The organism is Cellulosimicrobium sp. JZ28 (assembly GCF_015327065.1).
GTDB classification, from domain to species: Bacteria; Actinomycetota; Actinomycetes; order Actinomycetales; family Cellulomonadaceae; genus Cellulosimicrobium; species Cellulosimicrobium funkei.
Genome location: NZ_CP017660.1, coordinates 3,904,731 through 3,922,591 on the forward strand (window position 1 = coordinate 3,904,731; position 17,861 = coordinate 3,922,591).

General features: G+C 74.2%; 18 protein-coding genes. 10 read left to right on the forward strand and 8 right to left on the reverse strand.

Annotated features, from left to right (window positions below):
* Positions 1 to 36 precede the first annotated feature (36 nt).
* From BJP59_RS17495 to BJP59_RS20010, 3 genes are read right to left on the reverse strand one after another with little or no spacing between them, the layout of a single operon-like run.
* On the reverse strand, positions 37 to 906 hold the full coding sequence (locus BJP59_RS17495) for an ABC transporter ATP-binding protein (protein ID WP_194521588.1): 870 nt from the start codon (positions 904 to 906) through the stop codon (positions 37 to 39).
* Positions 907 to 935: 29 nt separating this feature from the next.
* Positions 936 to 2,027, reverse strand: a complete 1,092-nt coding sequence (gene fepG, locus BJP59_RS17500) for an iron-enterobactin ABC transporter permease (RefSeq protein WP_228485153.1) — start codon at positions 2,025 to 2,027, stop codon at positions 936 to 938.
* Entirely contained in the window at positions 2,024 to 3,112 is a 1,089-nt protein-coding gene (locus BJP59_RS20010; RefSeq protein ID WP_228485154.1) for an iron chelate uptake ABC transporter family permease subunit, read from the reverse strand. The genes fepG and BJP59_RS20010 overlap by 4 nt, the downstream gene beginning before the upstream one ends.
* A gap of 183 nt (positions 3,113 to 3,295) precedes the next feature.
* Here BJP59_RS20010 and idi point away from each other — a divergent pair, with 183 nt between their 5' ends.
* Entirely contained in the window at positions 3,296 to 3,892 is a 597-nt protein-coding gene (idi, locus tag BJP59_RS17505) for an isopentenyl-diphosphate Delta-isomerase (protein WP_086150146.1), read from the forward strand.
* Between the two features lie 34 nt (positions 3,893 to 3,926).
* Here the strand turns inward: idi and BJP59_RS17510 are convergent, their stop codons facing one another.
* Genes BJP59_RS17510 through BJP59_RS17520 form a run of 3 tightly spaced genes read right to left on the reverse strand, consistent with a single transcriptional unit; the run spans position 3,927 to position 6,480 of the window.
* Positions 3,927 to 4,667, reverse strand: a complete 741-nt coding sequence (locus BJP59_RS17510; RefSeq protein WP_194521590.1) for a hypothetical protein — start codon at positions 4,665 to 4,667, stop codon at positions 3,927 to 3,929.
* Positions 4,664 to 5,479 carry a hypothetical protein gene (locus BJP59_RS17515; protein ID WP_194521591.1) on the reverse strand — a complete coding sequence of 272 codons (816 nt, stop codon included), beginning with the start codon at positions 5,477 to 5,479 and terminating at the stop codon, positions 4,664 to 4,666. The genes BJP59_RS17510 and BJP59_RS17515 overlap by 4 nt, the downstream gene beginning before the upstream one ends.
* The gene (locus BJP59_RS17520) at positions 5,476 to 6,480 is read right to left on the reverse strand and encodes a hypothetical protein (RefSeq protein ID WP_137281383.1); all 1,005 of its coding nucleotides are present in this window, start codon (positions 6,478 to 6,480) and stop codon (positions 5,476 to 5,478) included. Before BJP59_RS17520 ends, BJP59_RS17515 begins: the two co-directional genes overlap by 4 nt.
* 195 nt (positions 6,481 to 6,675) lie before the next feature.
* Here BJP59_RS17520 and BJP59_RS17525 point away from each other — a divergent pair, with 195 nt between their 5' ends.
* On the forward strand, positions 6,676 to 7,524 hold the full coding sequence (locus BJP59_RS17525) for a class I SAM-dependent methyltransferase (RefSeq protein WP_194521592.1): 849 nt from the start codon (positions 6,676 to 6,678) through the stop codon (positions 7,522 to 7,524).
* A gap of 57 nt (positions 7,525 to 7,581) precedes the next feature.
* Here BJP59_RS17525 and BJP59_RS17530 read toward each other — a convergent pair whose 3' ends face one another.
* Positions 7,582 to 8,646 (reverse strand): LacI family DNA-binding transcriptional regulator, encoded by a 1,065-nt coding sequence (locus BJP59_RS17530; protein ID WP_228485155.1) that lies wholly within the window; start codon positions 8,644 to 8,646, stop codon positions 7,582 to 7,584.
* A gap of 217 nt (positions 8,647 to 8,863) precedes the next feature.
* Between BJP59_RS17530 and BJP59_RS17535 the strand changes: the two genes are divergently transcribed.
* From BJP59_RS17535 to BJP59_RS17570, 8 genes are all read left to right on the forward strand, one after another.
* Positions 8,864 to 10,102, forward strand: a complete 1,239-nt coding sequence (locus BJP59_RS17535) for an amino acid ABC transporter substrate-binding protein (RefSeq protein WP_194521594.1) — start codon at positions 8,864 to 8,866, stop codon at positions 10,100 to 10,102.
* A gap of 7 nt (positions 10,103 to 10,109) precedes the next feature.
* Positions 10,110 to 10,994 carry a branched-chain amino acid ABC transporter permease gene (locus BJP59_RS17540; RefSeq protein WP_021482482.1) on the forward strand — a complete coding sequence of 295 codons (885 nt, stop codon included), beginning with the start codon at positions 10,110 to 10,112 and terminating at the stop codon, positions 10,992 to 10,994.
* 109 nt (positions 10,995 to 11,103) lie between these two features.
* Complete coding sequence (locus BJP59_RS17545) at positions 11,104 to 12,225, forward strand: branched-chain amino acid ABC transporter permease (protein ID WP_194521595.1); 1,122 nt, start codon at positions 11,104 to 11,106, stop codon at positions 12,223 to 12,225.
* The gene (locus BJP59_RS17550) at positions 12,222 to 12,980 is read left to right on the forward strand and encodes an ABC transporter ATP-binding protein (protein ID WP_021479842.1); all 759 of its coding nucleotides are present in this window, start codon (positions 12,222 to 12,224) and stop codon (positions 12,978 to 12,980) included. Before BJP59_RS17545 ends, BJP59_RS17550 begins: the two co-directional genes overlap by 4 nt.
* Positions 12,973 to 13,755, forward strand: coding sequence for an ABC transporter ATP-binding protein (locus tag BJP59_RS17555; RefSeq protein WP_021479843.1), 783 nt, complete (start codon positions 12,973 to 12,975; stop codon positions 13,753 to 13,755). The genes BJP59_RS17550 and BJP59_RS17555 overlap by 8 nt, the downstream gene beginning before the upstream one ends.
* Positions 13,756 to 13,763: 8 nt before the next feature.
* On the forward strand, positions 13,764 to 14,990 hold the full coding sequence (locus tag BJP59_RS17560) for a Gfo/Idh/MocA family protein (RefSeq protein WP_198947262.1): 1,227 nt from the start codon (positions 13,764 to 13,766) through the stop codon (positions 14,988 to 14,990).
* Complete coding sequence (locus BJP59_RS17565; protein ID WP_194521596.1) at positions 14,987 to 16,198, forward strand: dihydrodipicolinate synthase family protein; 1,212 nt, start codon at positions 14,987 to 14,989, stop codon at positions 16,196 to 16,198. Before BJP59_RS17560 ends, BJP59_RS17565 begins: the two co-directional genes overlap by 4 nt.
* 140 nt (positions 16,199 to 16,338) lie before the next feature.
* On the forward strand, positions 16,339 to 17,223 hold the full coding sequence (locus BJP59_RS17570; RefSeq protein ID WP_228485459.1) for a sugar phosphate isomerase/epimerase family protein: 885 nt from the start codon (positions 16,339 to 16,341) through the stop codon (positions 17,221 to 17,223).
* Between the two features lie 82 nt (positions 17,224 to 17,305).
* On the opposite strand, the gene BJP59_RS17575 is transcribed toward BJP59_RS17570, so the two are convergent.
* Positions 17,306 to 17,779, reverse strand: coding sequence for a winged helix-turn-helix transcriptional regulator (locus tag BJP59_RS17575; protein WP_228485156.1), 474 nt, complete (start codon positions 17,777 to 17,779; stop codon positions 17,306 to 17,308).
* Positions 17,780 to 17,861 lie beyond the last annotated feature (82 nt).

Consider the following 17,861-nt stretch of genomic DNA (forward strand, 5'->3'; position numbering starts at 1 on the left):
CGGGCGGGGTGGTCCGACCGGGAGAACGGGGCCGCGTCAGGCGCGGCGGGGCCGGCCCTCGGGCACGACGAGCGGGGTGCCCGTCACGGGGTCGGCGATGATGCGGCACGGGAGGCCGAACACGTCCTCCACGAGCTCGGCCGTGACGACGTCGCCCGGCGCGCCCTCGGCGACGATCGCGCCGTCCTTCATGGCGATGAGGTGGGTCGCGTAGCGGCACGCGTGGTTGAGGTCGTGCAGGACGGCGACGAGCGTGTGCCCGCGGTCCCGGTTGAGGTCGGCGCACAGCTCGAGCAGCTCGATCTGGTGGGCGATGTCGAGGAACGTCGTCGGCTCGTCGAGCAGGAGGAGGGGCGTCTCCTGCGCGAGGACCATCGCGACCCACACGCGCTGGCGCTGGCCGCCGGACAGCTCGTCGACGAGCCGGCCCGAGAGGTCCGTGGTGCCGGTCGCGGCGAGCGCGGCGACCACGGCCGCCTCGTCCTCGCGCGACCACTGGCGCAGGAGCTTCTGGTGCGGGTAGCGCCCGCGCGCGACGAGGTCCGCGACGGTGATCCCCTCGGGCGCGATCGACGACTGCGGCAGGAGGCCGAGGCGGCGCGCGACCTCCTTCGCGGGGATGGACGAGATGGAGCGGCCGTCGAGCACGACCTCGCCCTGCGACGGCTTGAGGAGGCGCGACAGCGCCCGCAGCAGCGTCGACTTCCCGCACGCGTTCGGCCCGACGATCACCGTGAACGAGCCGTCGGGGATCGTCACGTCGAGCCCCGACGAGATGACGCGGTCGTCGTAGCCGACGGTGATGCCGTCGGCGTGCAGGCGGTCGGCGGCGGGGGCCGAAGCGCGGTCGGCGGTGCCGGGCGCGGCCGCGTCGTGCGGGGCGTCCGCGAGCTGGGTGGGTGCCACCGGGGTCCTTCCGGTCTGCGGGGTCGGGGTCACTTGCGGGCCTCGCGGACGAGGAGCCAGACGAGGTAGGCGCCGCCGACGCTCACGGTGACGACGCCGACGGGGAGCTGGGTCGGGGCGAACGCGCGCTGCGCGACGAGGTCGCTCGCGGCCAGGAGCACCGCGCCCATGCACGCGGCGGGCAGGATGCGCACGCCCGCGCTGCCCGTGAGGCGGCGCGCGAGCTGGGGTGCGGCGAGCGCGACGAACGCGATCGGGCCGGCCGCCGCGGTGACGAGCGCGGTGAGCGCGACGCCGAGGACGACGAGCGCGAGCCGCACCCGCTCGCTGCGCAGGCCCAGGGCGGCTGCGGCGTCGTCCCCGAGCTCGAGCAGGCCCATGCGGGGGGCGAGCCACACGAGCGGCAGGGCCAGGAGCGCGGCGAGCACGCACGCGGGGACCGCCTGCGCCCACGTCATGCCGTTGAGCGACCCCGCGCCCCACACGGCGGCGGCCATCGCCGTCTCGAGGTCGGCCTTGACGATGAGCCACTGGTTGGCGGACGCGAGCATCGCCGACACCGCGATGCCGACGATGATGAGGCGGAACCCCTGCACGCCGCGCCGGTAGGCGAGGACGTACACGACGCCCGCGGTGACGATCCCGCCGACGAGCGCACCCGCTGCCACGCCGACGTACCCGCCGCCGAGCAGCATGATGACGACGAGCGCCCCGGTGTACGCGCCCGTGTTGAAGCCGATGACGTCGGGGCTGCCGAGCGGGTTGCGCGTGAGCGACTGGAAGATGGCGCCGCTCGCGCCGAGCGCCGCGCCGAGCACGAGCGCCATGAGCGCGCGCGGGAGGCGCCACTCGACGACGACCATGTGCACCGGGCCGTCGGCCGCGCCGACGAGCGCCTGGAGCACCTGCGGCACGGTGAGCGGGTAGTCGCCGGTGGTGAGCGCGACCACCCCGACGGCCAGCGCGACGAGCAGGAGCGCCCCGCACACCGCGAGCGTGCGCAGGTCGAGCCGCAGGCTCACGCCCCGGCCGCGCACGACGCGCGTCGGGCGGCCGAAGTCGACGCGCCGGTCCGGACCGGGCGCCCCGGCCGGGAGACGGTCCTGCACCGGGGCGCTCACAGCCCGCTCGCCTTCGAGCGGCGCACGAGCGCGATGAGGACCGGGGCACCGACGAACGCCGTGACGATCCCGACCTGCAGCTCGCCCGGCATGACGACGACCCGGCCGACGACGTCGGACACGAGCAGCAGGACGGGCGCGAGCACCGCCGAGTACGGGAGGATCCAGCGCTGGTCCGGGCCGACCGTCCACCGCGCGACGTGCGGCACCATGAGGCCGACGAACGCGATGGGCCCGGCCGCGGCCGTCGCCGCGCCGCACAGGAGCATGACCGCGACGCCGACGAGCACGCGCGTGCGCCCCACGTGCGCGCCGAGCGAGCTCGCGAGGTCGTCGCCGAGCGCGACGGTGTTGAGCGGGCGCGCGACGACGAGCGCGATGACGAGCCCGACCACGACGAACGGCGCGATCGTCCCCGCCATCTCCATCGTGCGGCCCGCGAGCGAGCCGGCGCCCCAGAAGCGCATGCGGTCGAACGCCGCCGGGTCGAGCAGGGTGATGCCCTGCGAGACACCGCCGAGCACCGCGCCCAGCGCGACGCCCGCGAGGGTGAGCCGCACGGGCGTCGCTCCCCCGCGGCCCTGCGACCCGATGGCGTACACCGCGACGGTCGCGACGACGGCGCCCGCGAACGCGAACCAGATGAACGACCCGATGTCCGTGAGCCCGAGGAACGCGACGGCGAGCACGACGGCGAACGCGGCACCCGCGTTGACCCCGAGGATGCCCGGGTCGGCCAGGGGGTTGCGCGTCATGGCCTGGATGAGGGCGCCCGAGACGCCGAGCGCGGTGCCGACGAGCAGCCCGACGACCGTCCGCGGGAGGCGCAGGTCGCGGATGATCACGTGGTCGCCCGAGCCGTCGTAGCCGGTGAGGGCGTCCCAGACCGTGCCGAGCGGGACCGGCTTCGAGCCGACGACGAGGCTCAGCACGACCGCGAGCACGAGGACCGCGAGGGCGACGACGAGCCCGACGCTGCGCCCCGCGTTCGTGCGGGCGACCCCGGCCGGGCGGTCGGCGCGGTCGGCCGGTGCCGTGCCGCCGGGGACGTCGGCCGTCGTGGCGGCGGTCGCGGGCGAGGTCATGGTGCTCGGATCTGCTCGGGGGCGCTCGGCCCGGCGGGTCAACACTAGTGAGGTTACCCTCACCTTAATTCACGCCCGGGAGGGTCCGGCAAGGTCGTCCGCGAACCCGGTGGAGTGACCCCGCTCACCGTCGGTGCCGGAGGGGGTTGCCGGTCGGCGAGCGGCGTGTGCGAGAGTGGCCGCATGACCTCGCACGTCCCCGTCGCCGCCGACCACGTCGTCACCGTCGACGACCAGGGCCGCCGGACCGGCACCTTCGAGCGCGCCGCGGTCCACACGACCGAGACGCCCCTGCACCTCGCCTTCTCCTGCTACGTGCTCGACGACGCGGGCCGCCTGCTCCTCACGCGGCGCGCCCTCGCGAAGCGCACGTGGCCCGGCGTGTGGACCAACTCGTTCTGCGGGCACCCGCGCTGGACGGAGTCGACCGAGGAGTCGATCGTCCGCCACGCGCGGCACGAGCTCGGGCTCGAGATCGCGGACCTGGAGGTCGCCGTCCCCGGGTTCCGCTACCGGGCCGTCGACGCGTCGGGCGTCGTGGAGAACGAGATCTGCCCCGTCTACGCCGCCCGTGCTGCGGGCCCGGTCGAGGCGAACCCCGACGAGGTGATGGAGCTCGCCTGGGCCGACCCGCGGGACGTCGCGCGCGGGGTCGCCGCCACGCCGTGGGCGTTCAGCCCGTGGATGGTGCTCCAGGTCGGGGCGCTGGGCGGCGCGAGCACGGCCGGCGACGGCCCGACGGCGCCCCTCGCCGCGGCCTTCGGTCCCGCCTCCGCCTGACCGCGCCCGGCCCGCGACCGGGCAGGGCGAGGAGTCAGACGCGCCGGAGCGGCGCGCGGCGGAACCGCTCGGGGATGCCCAGGTGGTCGGCGTCCTCGGCGGTCGAGCGCAGCCGCCGCGGCGGGAGCGCGTGCGGGACGACCGCGTCGGCGCCGGGGACCCGCGCGTCGTGCATCGCGGCGGCGAGCGCGTGCACCAGGGGCGCCTGCCGGGACGGCCGCCGCGTCGAGAAGACCCACAGGTCGAAGCCGGGGGCGGTCGCGAGGTCGACGGGCTGGCCCTGAGCCCACGCGTGCCGCGCGACGACCGGCGACACCGCCAGGAACGTGACCGGCCGGCGCGACCAGAGCACCGTGCGCGACGCGCCGCTCACGCCGCGGTCGGCCAGGAGGAGCCCGATCGTGCGCTGGTTGCCCACGACGGCGGACACCGTGCGGGGGTCGATCCCCGACCACGGGATGACCGTCGGGCGCAGGAACGGTGCGAACGAGCCCACGACGATGCCGCCGTCGAGCACGAGCAGCTTCTCCGAGCCGAGGAACCACAGCAGGACGCCGAGCACGGCGGCGACGGCCACGAGCAGGACGGCCGCGGCGACGACCTCGCCGTCGGCCAGGCTGGCGACCGGCGCGAGCAGCACGAGCACGAGGACCACGGCCCACGCGGGGCCGTTCGGCGTCGCTGCCTCGACGTGCCGGAGGCGGCCGAGGCGCGACGCGTCGGCCCAGTGGCGCACCTTGCGCGTCGCGCGGTCGCCGGTCGGCGCGGCCGTCATCGGCCGAGCAGCTCGGCGGGGAGGCGGCGCAGCGTCGCCGGCCCGACCTCCGACAGCTCGAGAGTGACGGGCGCGCCGTCGGCGTCGTGCTCGCCGCCGCGCACGACGTACACGCCGTCCGGCGTCGCGTAGACGCTCACCCGGACGAGGGTGTCCGAGCCTGCGCGCACCGCCCCGAGCACCGTGACGGCGACCGCTCCGGAGAGCTCGGGCGACGTGCGGGCCTCCGCGGCGAACTGCTCGGTCGTGAAGGTGCGGGCGCGGCCGTCGAGCACGGCCTTCGCCGCGGGGTCGAGGAACACCGCGAGGCGCCCCGCGAGCTCGGCGAGCGGGTAGACGCTGAAGGAGTGGTGGCCGCTCGGCCCGACCTCCTCCTCGAGCACCCGGTCCTCGTCGTGCAGGTAGACGTACACCCAGTGCTTGCCGAGCGCCGTCGTGCGGTCCGCGGAGAGGATGGCCGACGCCGTACGCCGCAGCACGAGCGGGCCCGTCACCTCGGGGACCGCGTCGATCCCGACCTGCGGCTCGCCGCCCGGCCCGGGCGGGCGCTCCTCGTCGGACGGCACCACGAGACCCCGCGCGAGCAGCGACCGCAGGGCCACGCGCCCCACGAGCGTGCGGTCCGCGCTCTCCTGCGCGTCGAGCCAGGGCAGCGGGACGAGCTGCGGGTTCTGGAGGCCGTCGAGGATCGCGACCTCCTCGTCCGTGAGCGTGACGACGTGCGTCACCTCGCCGGGCGCCGTGCGCGCGAGCGTCTGCTCGGCGGCCGCGATGTCGGCCGCGGACCACTGCATGGTCGGCTGCTGGGTCACGAGAAGAGGCCTCCGATGAAGTCGCCGGCGGCGGAGAGCCCGTCGCCGATCGCGTCACCGACGTCGGACGCGACGTCGCCGATGGTATCGGCCGCGTCCCCGACGAAGCTCGTGACGTCGTTCCAGCCGTCCGCGAGGTACGGGCCCGGGTCCGAGAAGAACCCCGTGATCGAGTCCCAGTTGTCGTAGACGAGGTTGCCGAGCGCCCAGACGCCCGCGACCGCCGCCGCGCCCGCGACGACCGCGATGCCGACCGGGTTGGTGAGGAGCCCCGCCGCGATCGCCATGGTGCCCGCGCCGCCGATCACGGACAGGACGCCCATGCCGCGGTCGACGCCGCCGCGCACGCCGTCGTACTGGGTGTTGACGATCTGGTTGATGCCGCCGACCACGCCGGCCGCACCGCCCGCGAAGCCCATGAACCGGGAGAACGTCGTGGCCCGCCCGAGCACGCTCAGCGCGTCCCCGACCGCCATCCCGCGCGTGAGCTGCAGGGCGCTCGCCGCCGCGGGCGACAGCGCCGCGAGCCGGCTCGCGTCGAGGAAGCCGCGCGCGGCGAGGAAGGTGCGGTACGCGATCCACGCGCCGCTCCCGGCGCCCCACGCGGACAGCGCGGTGTCGCCGACGTCCCAGATCGACCCGTCGAGCGGGTCGCCCGCGCCGGGAGGGCCGCCGCCGGGGCCGGTCGGCACGCCGGGCCCGGGGACGCCCGGGGACGGGATGGACCCGCCCTCGGTGCTCGTCGCGAACTGCTGGTCCGCGTGGCGCAGGACGGCCTGCGACGCCTCGGAGAGCGTCTGGCTCACGCCGCGCAGCAGCGCGACGGACGTGCCGGTCCACTCGCTGCGGAACTGGTCGGCGTCGCCGCCCTGCCAGCGGCCCGCCGCCTCCACGAGGCCGCTGACCTCGGACGTCGTGCTCACGAGCTGGTCCGAGGCGGACCGCAGCGACTGCGCCAGCCTCCGCAGCTCGTTGACGTCCGCGCCCCACATACCGCTCACGTCGTCCTCGTCCCCTCGTCGGTCGTCCGGCCCGCCGGCACCCGGTGTCCGGGACGCGCGAGGCGGGCACCGGGGAGGCTATCGTGCGCGCCGTGGTGCGGGCGATGGGGAGTCCTCCCCGTCGGGTCGTGGCGCGCCCGCGCCCGCGCACCGCTCGCGTTCGGCTCCGGCGCCCGGGCGGGTGACAATCGACCCATGCCTGACGCGGTACCCGACACCCCCGCCACCCCCGACCGCGCGAGCGAGGCGCCGGTGCCCGCCCGGGACGCCTCGTTCGAGGAGCACGTCGCGTGGGCCCGCGCGGTCCCGGTCGTCGGTTTCGACCTCTCCCCCGTGGCGGGCCGCGTCGTCGAGGACCCGCTGCCGTGGGACTACGTGGCGCTCGCGCGCGAGCTCGTCGCGAGCGGGCGCGGGCCCGTGCTCGACCTCGGCACGGGCGGCGGCGAGCTCCTCTCCACGCTCGGCCCGTTCCCCGCGGGCTCCGCGGCGACCGAGGGCTGGGCCCCGAACCTGCCGGTGGCCCGACGGCGGCTCGAGCCCCTCGGTGTCGAGGTGCGGCCCGTGGAGGGCGACGACGAGCAGCTCCTGCCGTTCTTCGACGGCCAGTTCGCGGTCGTCCTCGACCGGCACGAGGAGTTCGACCCGGACGAGGTGCTCCGCGTGCTGGAGCCGGGCGGCGTGTTCCTCACGCAGCAGGCCGACTCGCGCGACGGCGTGCGTCTGAGCACCGCGCTCGGCGCCGAGCCGGCGTGGGACCCGGACTCGGTCACGCTCGACGCCGCGGTCGAGGTGCTCCGCGAGGCCGGGTTCGTGGTCGACGCCGCGCGCGAGCACGAGGGGTTGCGCCGGTTCCGCGACCTGGCCGCCCTGCTCTGGTACCTGCGGCTCACGGCCTGGCAGGTGCCGGATCTCGCGTCGCTCTCGTCCGAGGCGGTCGCGCGCTACGAGGCACCGCTGCGCGCCCTGCACCTGCACCTCGCCGCAGGCCACGAGTTCGTCGACGAGGCGCCGCGCTTCCTCGTCGTCGCGCGCAAGCCCTTCTGACGCCCGCGCCGCCTCACGGGTGGCGGGTCGTTGGCGAGGTGGTGGCGAGGGCCCGGGTCACGCCGGGGGCGGGCCCGGGCGGGGCGGGGCCGTGGAGTCGCGCACGACGAGCACGTGGTCGGTGCGCTTGCGGCGGGGCCGGGCCGACGGCGGCCGCAGCGCCATCTCGAACGCGGCGGCACCCATCTCGCTCATCGGCAGGCGCACGGTCGTCAGCGCGGGCGCGAGGTCCTGCGCGACCTGGATGTCGTCGAACCCGGTGACCGACATGTCGCGCGGCACGACGACGCCGCGCTCGCGCAAGAGCGACAGCACGCCCGTGGCCATCGCGTCGTTGAGCGCGAGGATCGCCGTCGTGCCGGGGGCCTCGTCGAGGATGCGCGCGGTGGCGTCCCGGCCGCCCTCGCGCGTGAACGGCGCGTGCACGACGACAAGGTCGTCCGGGTCGAGGCCGTGCGCCGCGACGGCGGCCCGGATGCCGGCGGTGCGGTCGGCGACGGTCGTCAGGCGCTCGGGCCCGGCGGCGATCGCGAGGCGGCGGTGGCCGAGGCCGAGCACGTGCTCAGTGAGGGTCTCGGCGGCGGCCTCGCTGTCGGGCAGCACGGCGTCGCTGGGCAGGTGGTGCCGCCCGATGACGACGACGCGCCCCCCGGCCTCCTCGAACGCCTCGAGCTCGCGCGCGGCGTCGGCCTCCATCGCGGGCTCGACGTACCCGGACCCGGCGACGAGGATCGCGCCCACACGGTGCGCGCGCATGAGGCGGATCTGCGTGACCTCGGCGCTGGGCTCGCGCTCGGTGTGGCTGATCTGCACGCTCCAGCCGTGCTCGGTCGCGACGCGCACGACGCCGCTCGCGATCTCAGAGAAGTAGGGGTCGCCGATCTCGTAGACGAGCAGGCCCGCGACCGACGTCGTGCCGCCCGCGAGCGTGCGGGCGTGCGGGTTGGCGATGTAGCCCATCTGCGTGGCCACCTCGCGGACGTGCTCGGCCAGCACCTCCGACACGCCGTCGCTGCCGGACAGCGCGCGCGACGCGGTCGCGAGCGACACGCCTGCCCGCTCGGCGACGTCCACCAGCCGCAGCGCGCTCCGGCCCTTCGTGGCCCGACCCTCTCGACGCACCCCTGCTCCGCTCGTCCGTGCGTCGCCCGGTCGGCGACCCGAGGGCCCTTCCCGACGTGACGCTTGCCACATCCACTGTCCGCACCGTACTCTAGCGGAAGCGCTTACGAAAGCGCTTTCGCAATGCAGCGGTCTCGTACGGAGCAGTACGGCCTCAGGTCTTCACTACGACGAAGTAGGGAGAGTCACGTCCATGCATTCTCGGTCGACTCCACGGATGTCCACCCGCCCCCGCGCACGCCGTGCGCTCGCCCTCGTGGCCGGGGCGTCCGCAGCGGCGCTCGTCCTCACGGCGTGCTCCGGCGGGTCCGACGACGGGGGCGGAGGCGGTGGCGCGGACGACCCGATCGTCGTCGGCATCTCCCTCCCCCTCACCGGCGACTTCTCCGAGCCCGGGAAGGGGGTCCAGCGCGGCTACGAGGCCTGGGCCCAGTTCGTCAACGAGGACGGCGGCCTCCTCGGCCGCGAGGTGAAGCTGAAGATCCTCGACGACCAGTCCAACGCGGACCGCGTCGTGCAGGACTACGAGGCACTCATCGCGCAGGACGAGGTCGACCTCGTCTTCGGCCCGTTCTCCACGCGCCTCGTGGTGCCGAGCGCCCGCGTCGCCGAGGAGTACGGGATGCTCTTCGTCGAGCCTGCCGGCGCCGCGAACGAGGTGTTCGAGCAGGGCTTCGAGAACCTCTTCTACGCCGCCCCGGCCGTCGCCGACGACCACTACAACTACCTCGCCGACCACATCCTCGACATGCCCGAGGCCGAGCGCCCGCAGACGGTCGCCGTCGCCGCGATGGACGACCCGTTCGCCCAGGGCACTGCGTACGGCCTGCGCGACAAGCTCGCCGACGCCGGCCTCGACGTCGTGGTCGACGAGGTCTACCCGCCCAACACGACCGACTTCTCCTCGATCGCCGCGAAGATCAACGACTCGGGCGCGGACATGGTCATCGGCGGCACGCAGTACCAGGACGCGGTGAACCTCATCGTCGCGCTGCAGCAGCTCAACTATCAGCCGATGCTCGCCGCGTTCTCGACCGCGCCGACCAACCCCGAGTTCTCCGCCGCGATCGGCGCGAAGACCGAGGGCATCCTCTCCCCCACGGGCTACACGGAGACCGCGAGCTGGCCGTCGAACGTCGACTTCGTCGAGCGGTACACGGAGCTGCACGGCAACCCGCCCGGCGAGGACGAGGCCAACGCGTACACGACCGGCCAGGTCGTCGCCGCCGCGGTCGAGGCCGTCGGGTGCGCCGAGCAGGGCGAGTGCCAGCAGGAGCTCATCTCGTGGCTCCGGGACAACGAGGTCGAGACCGTGGTCGGGCCGCTGACGTGGGACGAGACGGGCAAGCCGCAGGGCGCCCACCTCATCCAGCAGTACGTCGGCGGCGAGATCCAGATCGTTCTCCCGCAGGACGCGAAGGAAGCCGACTTCGTCTTCCCCAAGCCGGCCTGGTGATCGCCTCGTGACGGGAACCCTGCTCTTCCAGAGCCTCGTGCTCGGCGTGCTGCTGGGAGGGCTCTACGCCCTCCTGGCAGCGGGCCTCACCCTGTACTTCGGCGTGATGCGCGTCGTGATGATCGCCCACTCGGCGTTCCTCATCCTCGCCGCGTACCTCGCCTGGTTCTTCAACCAGCAGACCGGCATGGACCCGCTGCTGTCGCTCGTCGTCACGGTGCCGCTGTTCTTCCTCGTCGGCGTCGGGATGCAGCGCCTGCTCATCACGCGCCTGCGGCCCGCGACGCTCACGATGATGTCCGTCCTCCTCACGTTCGCCGTCGCCCTCTTCATCGAGGGCATGATCGGCTTCGTCTGGAGCGGCACGCAGCGGCGCATCCAGCTCCCGTACTCGGGCGCGAGCATCGAGTTCTTCGGCGCGCGGATCGCCGTCGTGAAGCTCGTGGCCTTCGCGCTCGCGGCGCTGTCCCTCGCGCTGCTCTACCTGCTCATGAAGCACAGCCGGTTCGGCCAGGCGCTGCGCGCGACGATCCAGCACCGCGAGGCCGCGCAGCTCGTCGGCATCAAGACCGACCGCGTCGCCGGCTACGGCTTCGGCCTCGGCCTCGCGACCGCCGCCATCGGCGGGACCGCGCTGTCGCTCGACGCGACGATCTACCCGTCGCTGCACTGGCACTGGATCGGCCCGCTCATGGCGATCATCGTCGTCGGCGGCCTGGGGTCCATCCCGGGCGCCGCGATCGCCGCCATGGTCCTCGGCATCGGCCAGAGCCTGCTCCAGGTGCCGCTCGGCACCACGTGGGCGCAGACCATCTTCTACGTCGCGCTCTTCGCGACGCTGATGCTGCGGCCCCAGGGATTCTTCGGAGGTCGCCTTGCCCAACGCTTCTGACACCCGTCCCGCGAGCCGCCGCGGTGCCGCCGCCGCCCGCCCGGTGCCCGACGGCGCGGCTGCTCCCTCCGCCCCCGGCGCACCTGCCGCTCGGCGCCCGTGGGCCCGCGTGGCCCGCCTCGCGGCGCTCGCCGTCGGCGTCGTGCTCGTCCTCGCCTTCCCGACTCTGGCCCCCAACGCCTACATCCTCTCCGCCGGCATCGTCGTCGCGAGCTACGCGTGCACCGCCACCGCCTGGAACTTCATGGGCGGGTTCACCGGCTACGTCTCGCTCGGGCACGCCGCGTTCTTCGGGCTCGGCGCCTACGGGACCGGTCTGCTCATCCGCGACGTCGGCCTCCCGAGCTTCGTCGCCTGGCTCGTCGCAGGCGCGCTCGTCCTGCTCGTCACCATCCCCGTGGGGATCGCGGCGCTGCGCGTGCGCGGCGCGTCGTTCGTCATCGTGTCGATCTCGTTCGTGCTCATCCTGCTGCTCGTCTTCCAGGCGTGGGGGTCCTTCACCGGCGGGTCCGACGGCCTCGTCGTCCCGCGCCCGTTCCCCGACCTGCTGCGGCCCGAGCACCACCGCACGTTCTTCTACCTGTTCGCGGCGCTGCTCGCCGTCATGCTCGTCGCGTGGTGGGCGATCGACCGCTCGCGCTTCGGCACCGGGCTCAAGGCGATCCGCGAGGACGAGGACAAGGCCCAGGCGCTCGGCGTCCCGACGCGCAACTACAAGCTCGTCGCGTACGTCGTCTCGGCGACGTTCACCGGCCTCGCGGGCGGCATGTACGCCCTGTGGTTCGGCGACCTCGACCCGATCTTCCAGTTCTCCATCATGCTCGGCTCCTACATGGTCCTGATGGCCCTGTTCGGAGGCGTCCGGCACCTCTTCGGCCCGCTCCTCGGTGCCGTCGTCGTGGGCACCGGCCTGGAGTACTTCAAGCTCGAGTTCGGCGACACCCAGTTCCACCTCGTCGCCACGGCCCTGCTGCTCGGCGTCGTCGTGCTCTTCATGCCCGACGGGATCATCCCCGCCGCCCAGGCGCTCGTGAAGCGCTTCGGCCCGCAGGACTCCTCGATCCGCGAGATGACGGCCGCCGAGCTCCTCGAGCGCAACCGTGCCGCAGCAGACCCCACCACGTCCGCGGGCGCCGCGACCGCCGGGCCGGCCACCGCCGTCGGGCAGGACGGGCGGCACGGGGACGGCGAGCCGAGGGCAGAGGGCACGGGAGAGGAGAAGGACCGATGACCACGACCACCACCCCACCGACGACCCGCAACCTCGAGACCGTCGGCCTCACCAAGTCGTTCGGGGGCGTCCACGCCGTGCGCGACGCCACGGTCACGTTCCACCACGGCAGGATCAACGCACTCATCGGGCCCAACGGCTCGGGCAAGACGACGTTCTTCAACTGCGTGACGGGCATGATCAAGCCGGACTCCGGCACGGTCACGTTCCGCGGCGAGGACATCACGCGGCGTGCGCCGCACAAGATCGCGCGCGCCGGGATCGGGCGCAGCTTCCAGCTCTGCCGCGTGTTCCCCCGCATGACCGTCCTGGAGAACATGCTCGTCGCGGTGCGGCGCACGAAGGTGCGCGAGCTGCTCGCCGGGGCGCGCAACCCGGAGGAGATCGACAAGGCGCGCGCGCTGCTCGTGCGCGTCGGCATCGACCACCTGGAGGACGTCGAGGCGCGCAACCTGTCCTACGGGCAGCAGAAGCTCCTCGAGCTCGCGGGCGTCCTCATGGGCGACCCGGACACGATCATGCTCGACGAGCCGGCGGGCGGCGTGAACCCGGCGCTCATCGGGCGCATCGGGACGCTCGTGCAGGAGCTCAACGCCGAGGGCAAGACGTTCCTCGTCGTCGAGCACAACATGGACATGGTCATGAGCCTGTCCCACCACGTCATCGTGTTCGACCGGGGCCGGCCCATCGCCGAGGGGACCCCCGCCGTCGTGCAAGCCGACCCGCGAGTGCTGGAGGCCTACCTTGGTGTCTGACCCGACCCCCGGGACGGGGGCGAAGCAGGAGTACCTCCTCGAGCTGGACGACGTCCAGGCCGGGTACGGGCGCGCCGCGATGGTGCTGCGCGGGCTGACCATCAAGGTCCCCGCGTCGACGGTCGTGTGCCTCGTCGGACCGAACGGCGCGGGCAAGTCGACGGTGCTCAAGGTCGCGAGCGGGCTGCTCAAGCCGCGCTCGGGACGCATCCTCGTCGGCGGGCGCGACGTCACGGGCCAGGGGCCGCAGGAGATGCTCTCCTCCGGCCTGGCCCACGTGCTCCAGGGGCACAGCGTGTTCCGCGAGATGACCGTCGCGGAGAACGTGCTCCTCGGCGCGTACACGCTGCGCGACAAGGAGAAGGTCGCGGAGCGCGTGGCGTTCGTGCAGAACCTCTTCCCCGTCGTGGGCGAGCGGTGGAAGCAGCTCGCCGGTTTGCTGTCCGGAGGGCAGCAGAAGCAGGTGGAGTTCGCGCGCTCGCTCATGGTGAGCCCGCAGGTCGTGCTCCTCGACGAGCCCTCGATGGGCCTCGACCCCAAGACGACGTCGACGGTCTTCGAGCAGGTCGTGCGCATGCGCGACGCCGGGGTCGCGGTGCTGCTCGTCGAGCAGAACGCGCGCCGCGCGCTCGAGACCGCCGACATCGGGTGCGTGCTCGACCTGGGCCGCGTCCACATCACCGGCCCCGCGCCCGAGCTCCTCGCCGACCCCCAGCTCTCCGAGCTCTACCTCGGCGGACGCCCCGCCGAGCGCTCGCTCTCGCAGAACGGATGACCCGCAGGATGACCAGCCAGACCACGGGCGCGACGACGCCCGACCGCACCGTCCGCATCGTCATGAACGGCGTCACGGGCCGCATGGGATACCGCCAGCACCTCGTCCGCTCGATCCTCGCGATCCGCGACGACGGCGGCGTCGAGCTCGACGACGGCACGCGCCTCCAGGTGGAGCCCGTCCTCGTGGGCCGCAACCGCACGAAGCTCGCGGAGCTCGCCGAGCGGCACGGCGTCGCCGAGTTCACGACCGACCTCGACGCGGCGCTCGCGGACCCGACGGCGACCGTCTACTTCGACGCCCAGGTGACGTCCGAGCGCAAGAAGGCGCTGCTGTCGGCGCTCGCGGCCGGCAAGCACGTGTACACGGAGAAGCCCATCGCGGAGTCCGTCGCCGACGGCGAGGAGCTCGCGGACGCGGCGCGCGCCGCGGGGGTGATCCACGGCGTCGTGCACGACAAGCTGTACCTGCCGGGGCTGATCAAGCTCAAGCGCCTCATCGACGGCGGGTTCTTCGGCCGCATCCTGTCGGTGCGCGGCGAGTTCGGGTACTGGGTGTTCGAGGGCGACTGGCAGCCCGCGCAGCGTCCGAGCTGGAACTACCGCGCCGAGGACGGCGGCGGGATGGTCCTCGACATGTTCTGCCACTGGAACTACGTGCTGGAGAACCTGTTCGGCCCGGTCGAGGCGGTCATGGCGAAGGCCGTGACGCACATCCCGGAGCGCTGGGACGAGCGCGGCGAGCCCTACCGGGCCACGGCCGACGACGCGGCGTACGGGATCTTCGAGCTCGCCGGGCCGGACGGCCCGGTCGTGGCCCAGGTGAACTCGTCGTGGGCCGTGCGCGTCGACCGGGGCGAGCTCGTCGAGTTCCAGGTGGACGGGACGCTCGGGTCCGCCGTGGCAGGGCTCTTCGGGTGCCGCGTCCAGCCGCGGGCCCGCACGCCCAAGCCCGTGTGGAACCCGGACCTGCCGACCGACCAGGACTTCCGCGCCCAGTGGGAGCAGGTCCCGGACAACCAGGAGTTCGTCAACGGGTTCCGCGCCCAGTGGGAGGAGTTCCTGCGCGACGTCCACGCCGGCCGGCCGCACCCGTACGACTTCGACGCCGGAGTCCGCGGGCTGCGCCTGGTCGACGCCGGCTACGCGTCGTCGCGCGAGGGTCGTCGGGTCGAGCTCGGGGCGGGCTCCGACCCGTCGGGCCTCGTCGCGCCTGCCGTCGAGGCGGGCGCGTGACGGCCGGGGACGCGGTGCGGGTCCCGCTGGCCGACGGCGGCACGCGCCGCGTCGAGCTCCGTGCGCCCCGGGAGTGGACCGACCACCCCGGCCCGTACCGCTCGCGCGTCGCGTTCGCGGCGGCGCACGTCGTGGCGGACCCGCGGGGCGAGAACGTGCCGGGCGCCCCGGCCGTCGTCGACTGGGACTCGACGCTCGCCTTCCGGCGGCACCTGTTCCGGTACGGGCTCGGGGTCGCCGAGGCGATGGACACCGCGCAGCGCAACATGGGGCTCGACTGGCCCGCGGTGCAGGAGCTCGTGTCGCGCAGCGCAGCCCAGGCGAAGGAGCTGGGCGGGCGCATCGCGTCCGGCGCCGGCACGGACCACCGTGCGCCCGACGAGCTGCGGACCGCCGACGACGTGATCGGGGCCTACGCGGAGCAGGTCGAGTTCGTCGAGGGCACGGGGTCGCAGGTGATCCTCATGGCGTCGCGGCACCTCGCGCGCGTCGCGACGTCCGCGGACGACTACGTGCGCGTCTACGACGCGATCCTGTCCCAGGTGCGCGAGCCGGTGGTGCTGCACTGGCTGGGCGAGGCGTTCGACCCGAACCTCCGGGGCTACTGGGGGTCGGGCGACGTCGACGTCGCGACGGCGACCTTCGTCGACCTCGTGCGCGCGCACGCCGCGAAGGTCGACGGGGTCAAGGTGTCGCTGCTCTCGGCCGCGCACGAGGTGGGCCTGCGCGCTGTACTCCCCGAGGGAGTGCGGTTGTACACGGGCGACGACTTCCACTACCCCGAGCTGATCCGGGGCGACGGCGAACGGCACTCCGACGCGCTGCTCGGCGCGTTCGCGGCCGTCGCGCCCGCCGCCTCGGCCGCGCTGGCCGCGCTCGACGACGGCGACCTCGACCACTACGACGCCGAGATGGCGCCGACGCTCGCGCTCTCGCGGCACGTGTTCGAGGCGCCGACGTACTACTACAAGACCGGCATCGCGTTCCTCGCCTGGCTCGCGGGCCACCAGCCGGGCTTCACGATGGTCGGCGGTCTGCAGTCGGCCCGGAGCGTCGTGCACCTCGCGCGCGCGTTCGAGCTCGCCAACGAGGCGCGCCTCCTGCCGGACCCGGACCTCGCCGCCCACCGCCTCGGCCTCGTGCTCGCGGCGGCGGGCGTCGAGGTGGGCGCGGACGTGCCGGCCGTCGTCGGGCAGGAGGTCGCATGAGCCTCGAGATCTCGGAGTTCCCGTCGGGTTCGAGCAGGTCGATCCTGTCAGGCGAGCAGGCCGTCCCGGCTCGTCCGGGCGGCGGGACGGACCAGGACCACCTGCTCGGCGGGGGCCGGGGGAGCGTAGACGTGCCGTCGATGGTGCCGGCTCGTGTGGCGACGCCGTCGGCCGGCGACCCGCGGCTCGCGCGGCTCTCGCTCAACCAGCGCACGACGGCGGGCTGGTCGCTGCGCGAGGCGATCGACGGCTGCGTCGCGGCGGGGCTCCCGGCGATCGGGGTGTGGCGAGAGCCCGTCGCCGACGTCGGGCTCGACACCGCCGTGCGGTGGGTGCGCGACGCCGGGCTGCGCGTCTCGTCCGTGTGCCGCGGCGGGTTCTTCACCGCGAGCGACCCCGACGCGCGCGCCGCCGCCCACGCGAGCAACCTCGCCGCGATCGCGGAGGCGGCCGCGCTCGGGGCGCGCACGCTCGTGCTCGTGCCGGGCGGCCTGCCCGCGGGCGACCGCGACCTCGTCGGGGCGCGCGCCCGGGCGGCGGACGCGATCGCGGCGCTCGTCCCGGCCGCGCGCGACGCGGGCGTGACGCTGGGGATCGAGCCCATGAACCCGATCTTCGCCGCCGACCGCGGCGTCGTGTCGACGCTCGAGCAGGCGCTCGACCTGGCCGAGCCGTTCGCGCCCGCGGAGGTGGGCGTCGTCGTCGACACGTACCACCTGTGGTGGGAGCCGAAGGTCCACGAGCAGGTGGCGCGCGCCGGTGCGGCGGGGCGGATCGTCAGCTACCAGGTGTGCGACTGGATCACGCCCCTGCCCGCGGACACGCTGCTGGGCCGCGGCATGATGGGCGACGGCCACGTCGACTTCGCGGCCTTCACGCGGTCCGTCGCGGCCGCCGGGTACGCGGGCGACGTGGAGGTCGAGATCTTCCACGCCGACGTCTGGGCCGCTCCCGGTGCCGACGTCGTCGCCACGCTCGCGCGCCGCTACGTCGAGCTCGTGGAGCCCTACCTCACCACCCCGTGAGTGCGGGAGACAGTCGCGCGCCGGGACCTGCCGGACGCGACTGTCTCCTGCGCCCAGGGGTGGGGTGGCGTCTCGGGGCGGGTCACAGGTCCCGGAGCTCCGCCTCGCGCTCGTCGTAGGCGCTGCGGGCCGCCGCGATGCGCTCCTGGTGCGCCTCGGTCCAGACGACGAGCGCCTTGGTCGTCGCGTGGAGCGAGCGCCCCATCTCGGTGAGGGCGTAGTCGACCCGTGGCGGGACGGTCGGGTAGACCGTGCGCTCGACGATGCCGTCGCGCTCGAGCTGGCGCAGCGTGCGCGACAGCATCCGCTGGCTGATCCCGTCGATCTCGCGCTTCAGCTCGGTGAAGCGCATGACGCGGCGGTCGAGCAGCGCGATGGCGAGCAGCGACCACTTGTCGGCGATGCGGTCGAGGATCTGCCGCACCTCGCAGTCCTCGCGCGCGTCCCACTGCCAGACGTCGGCGTCGCTCTCCCACCGTGACGGCGGTCGCGGGTCGCACGCCTCCTCCGTCGCGGCGTCGTCGGCCGCGCCCGCCGGTCGAGGGCGCGCCGCCACGGTATCCGCGGTGATACCAGGTGGGCGTGATGTGCCGTCTTCCATGCCTCCTGATCCTGACCCACGATGGGTTCGGTATCAA

Bases quoted from the DNA above. Each gene is read 5' to 3' on its own strand.
- BJP59_RS20010 (WP_228485154.1), bottom strand. From the start codon at position 3,112: ATGACCTCGCCCGCGACCGCCGCCACGACGGCCGACGTCCCCGGCGGC.
- idi (WP_086150146.1), top strand. From the start codon at position 3,296: ATGACCTCGCACGTCCCCGTCGCCGCCGACCACGTCGTCACCGTCGAC.
- BJP59_RS17510 (WP_194521590.1), bottom strand. From the start codon at position 4,667: ATGACGGCCGCGCCGACCGGCGACCGCGCGACGCGCAAGGTGCGCCAC.
- BJP59_RS17525 (WP_194521592.1), top strand. From the start codon at position 6,676: ATGCCTGACGCGGTACCCGACACCCCCGCCACCCCCGACCGCGCGAGC.
- BJP59_RS17535 (WP_194521594.1), top strand. From the start codon at position 8,864: ATGTCCACCCGCCCCCGCGCACGCCGTGCGCTCGCCCTCGTGGCCGGG.
- BJP59_RS17550 (WP_021479842.1), top strand. From the start codon at position 12,222: ATGACCACGACCACCACCCCACCGACGACCCGCAACCTCGAGACCGTC.
- BJP59_RS17560 (WP_198947262.1), top strand. From the start codon at position 13,764: ATGACCAGCCAGACCACGGGCGCGACGACGCCCGACCGCACCGTCCGC.
- BJP59_RS17570 (WP_228485459.1), top strand. From the start codon at position 16,339: ATGGTGCCGGCTCGTGTGGCGACGCCGTCGGCCGGCGACCCGCGGCTC.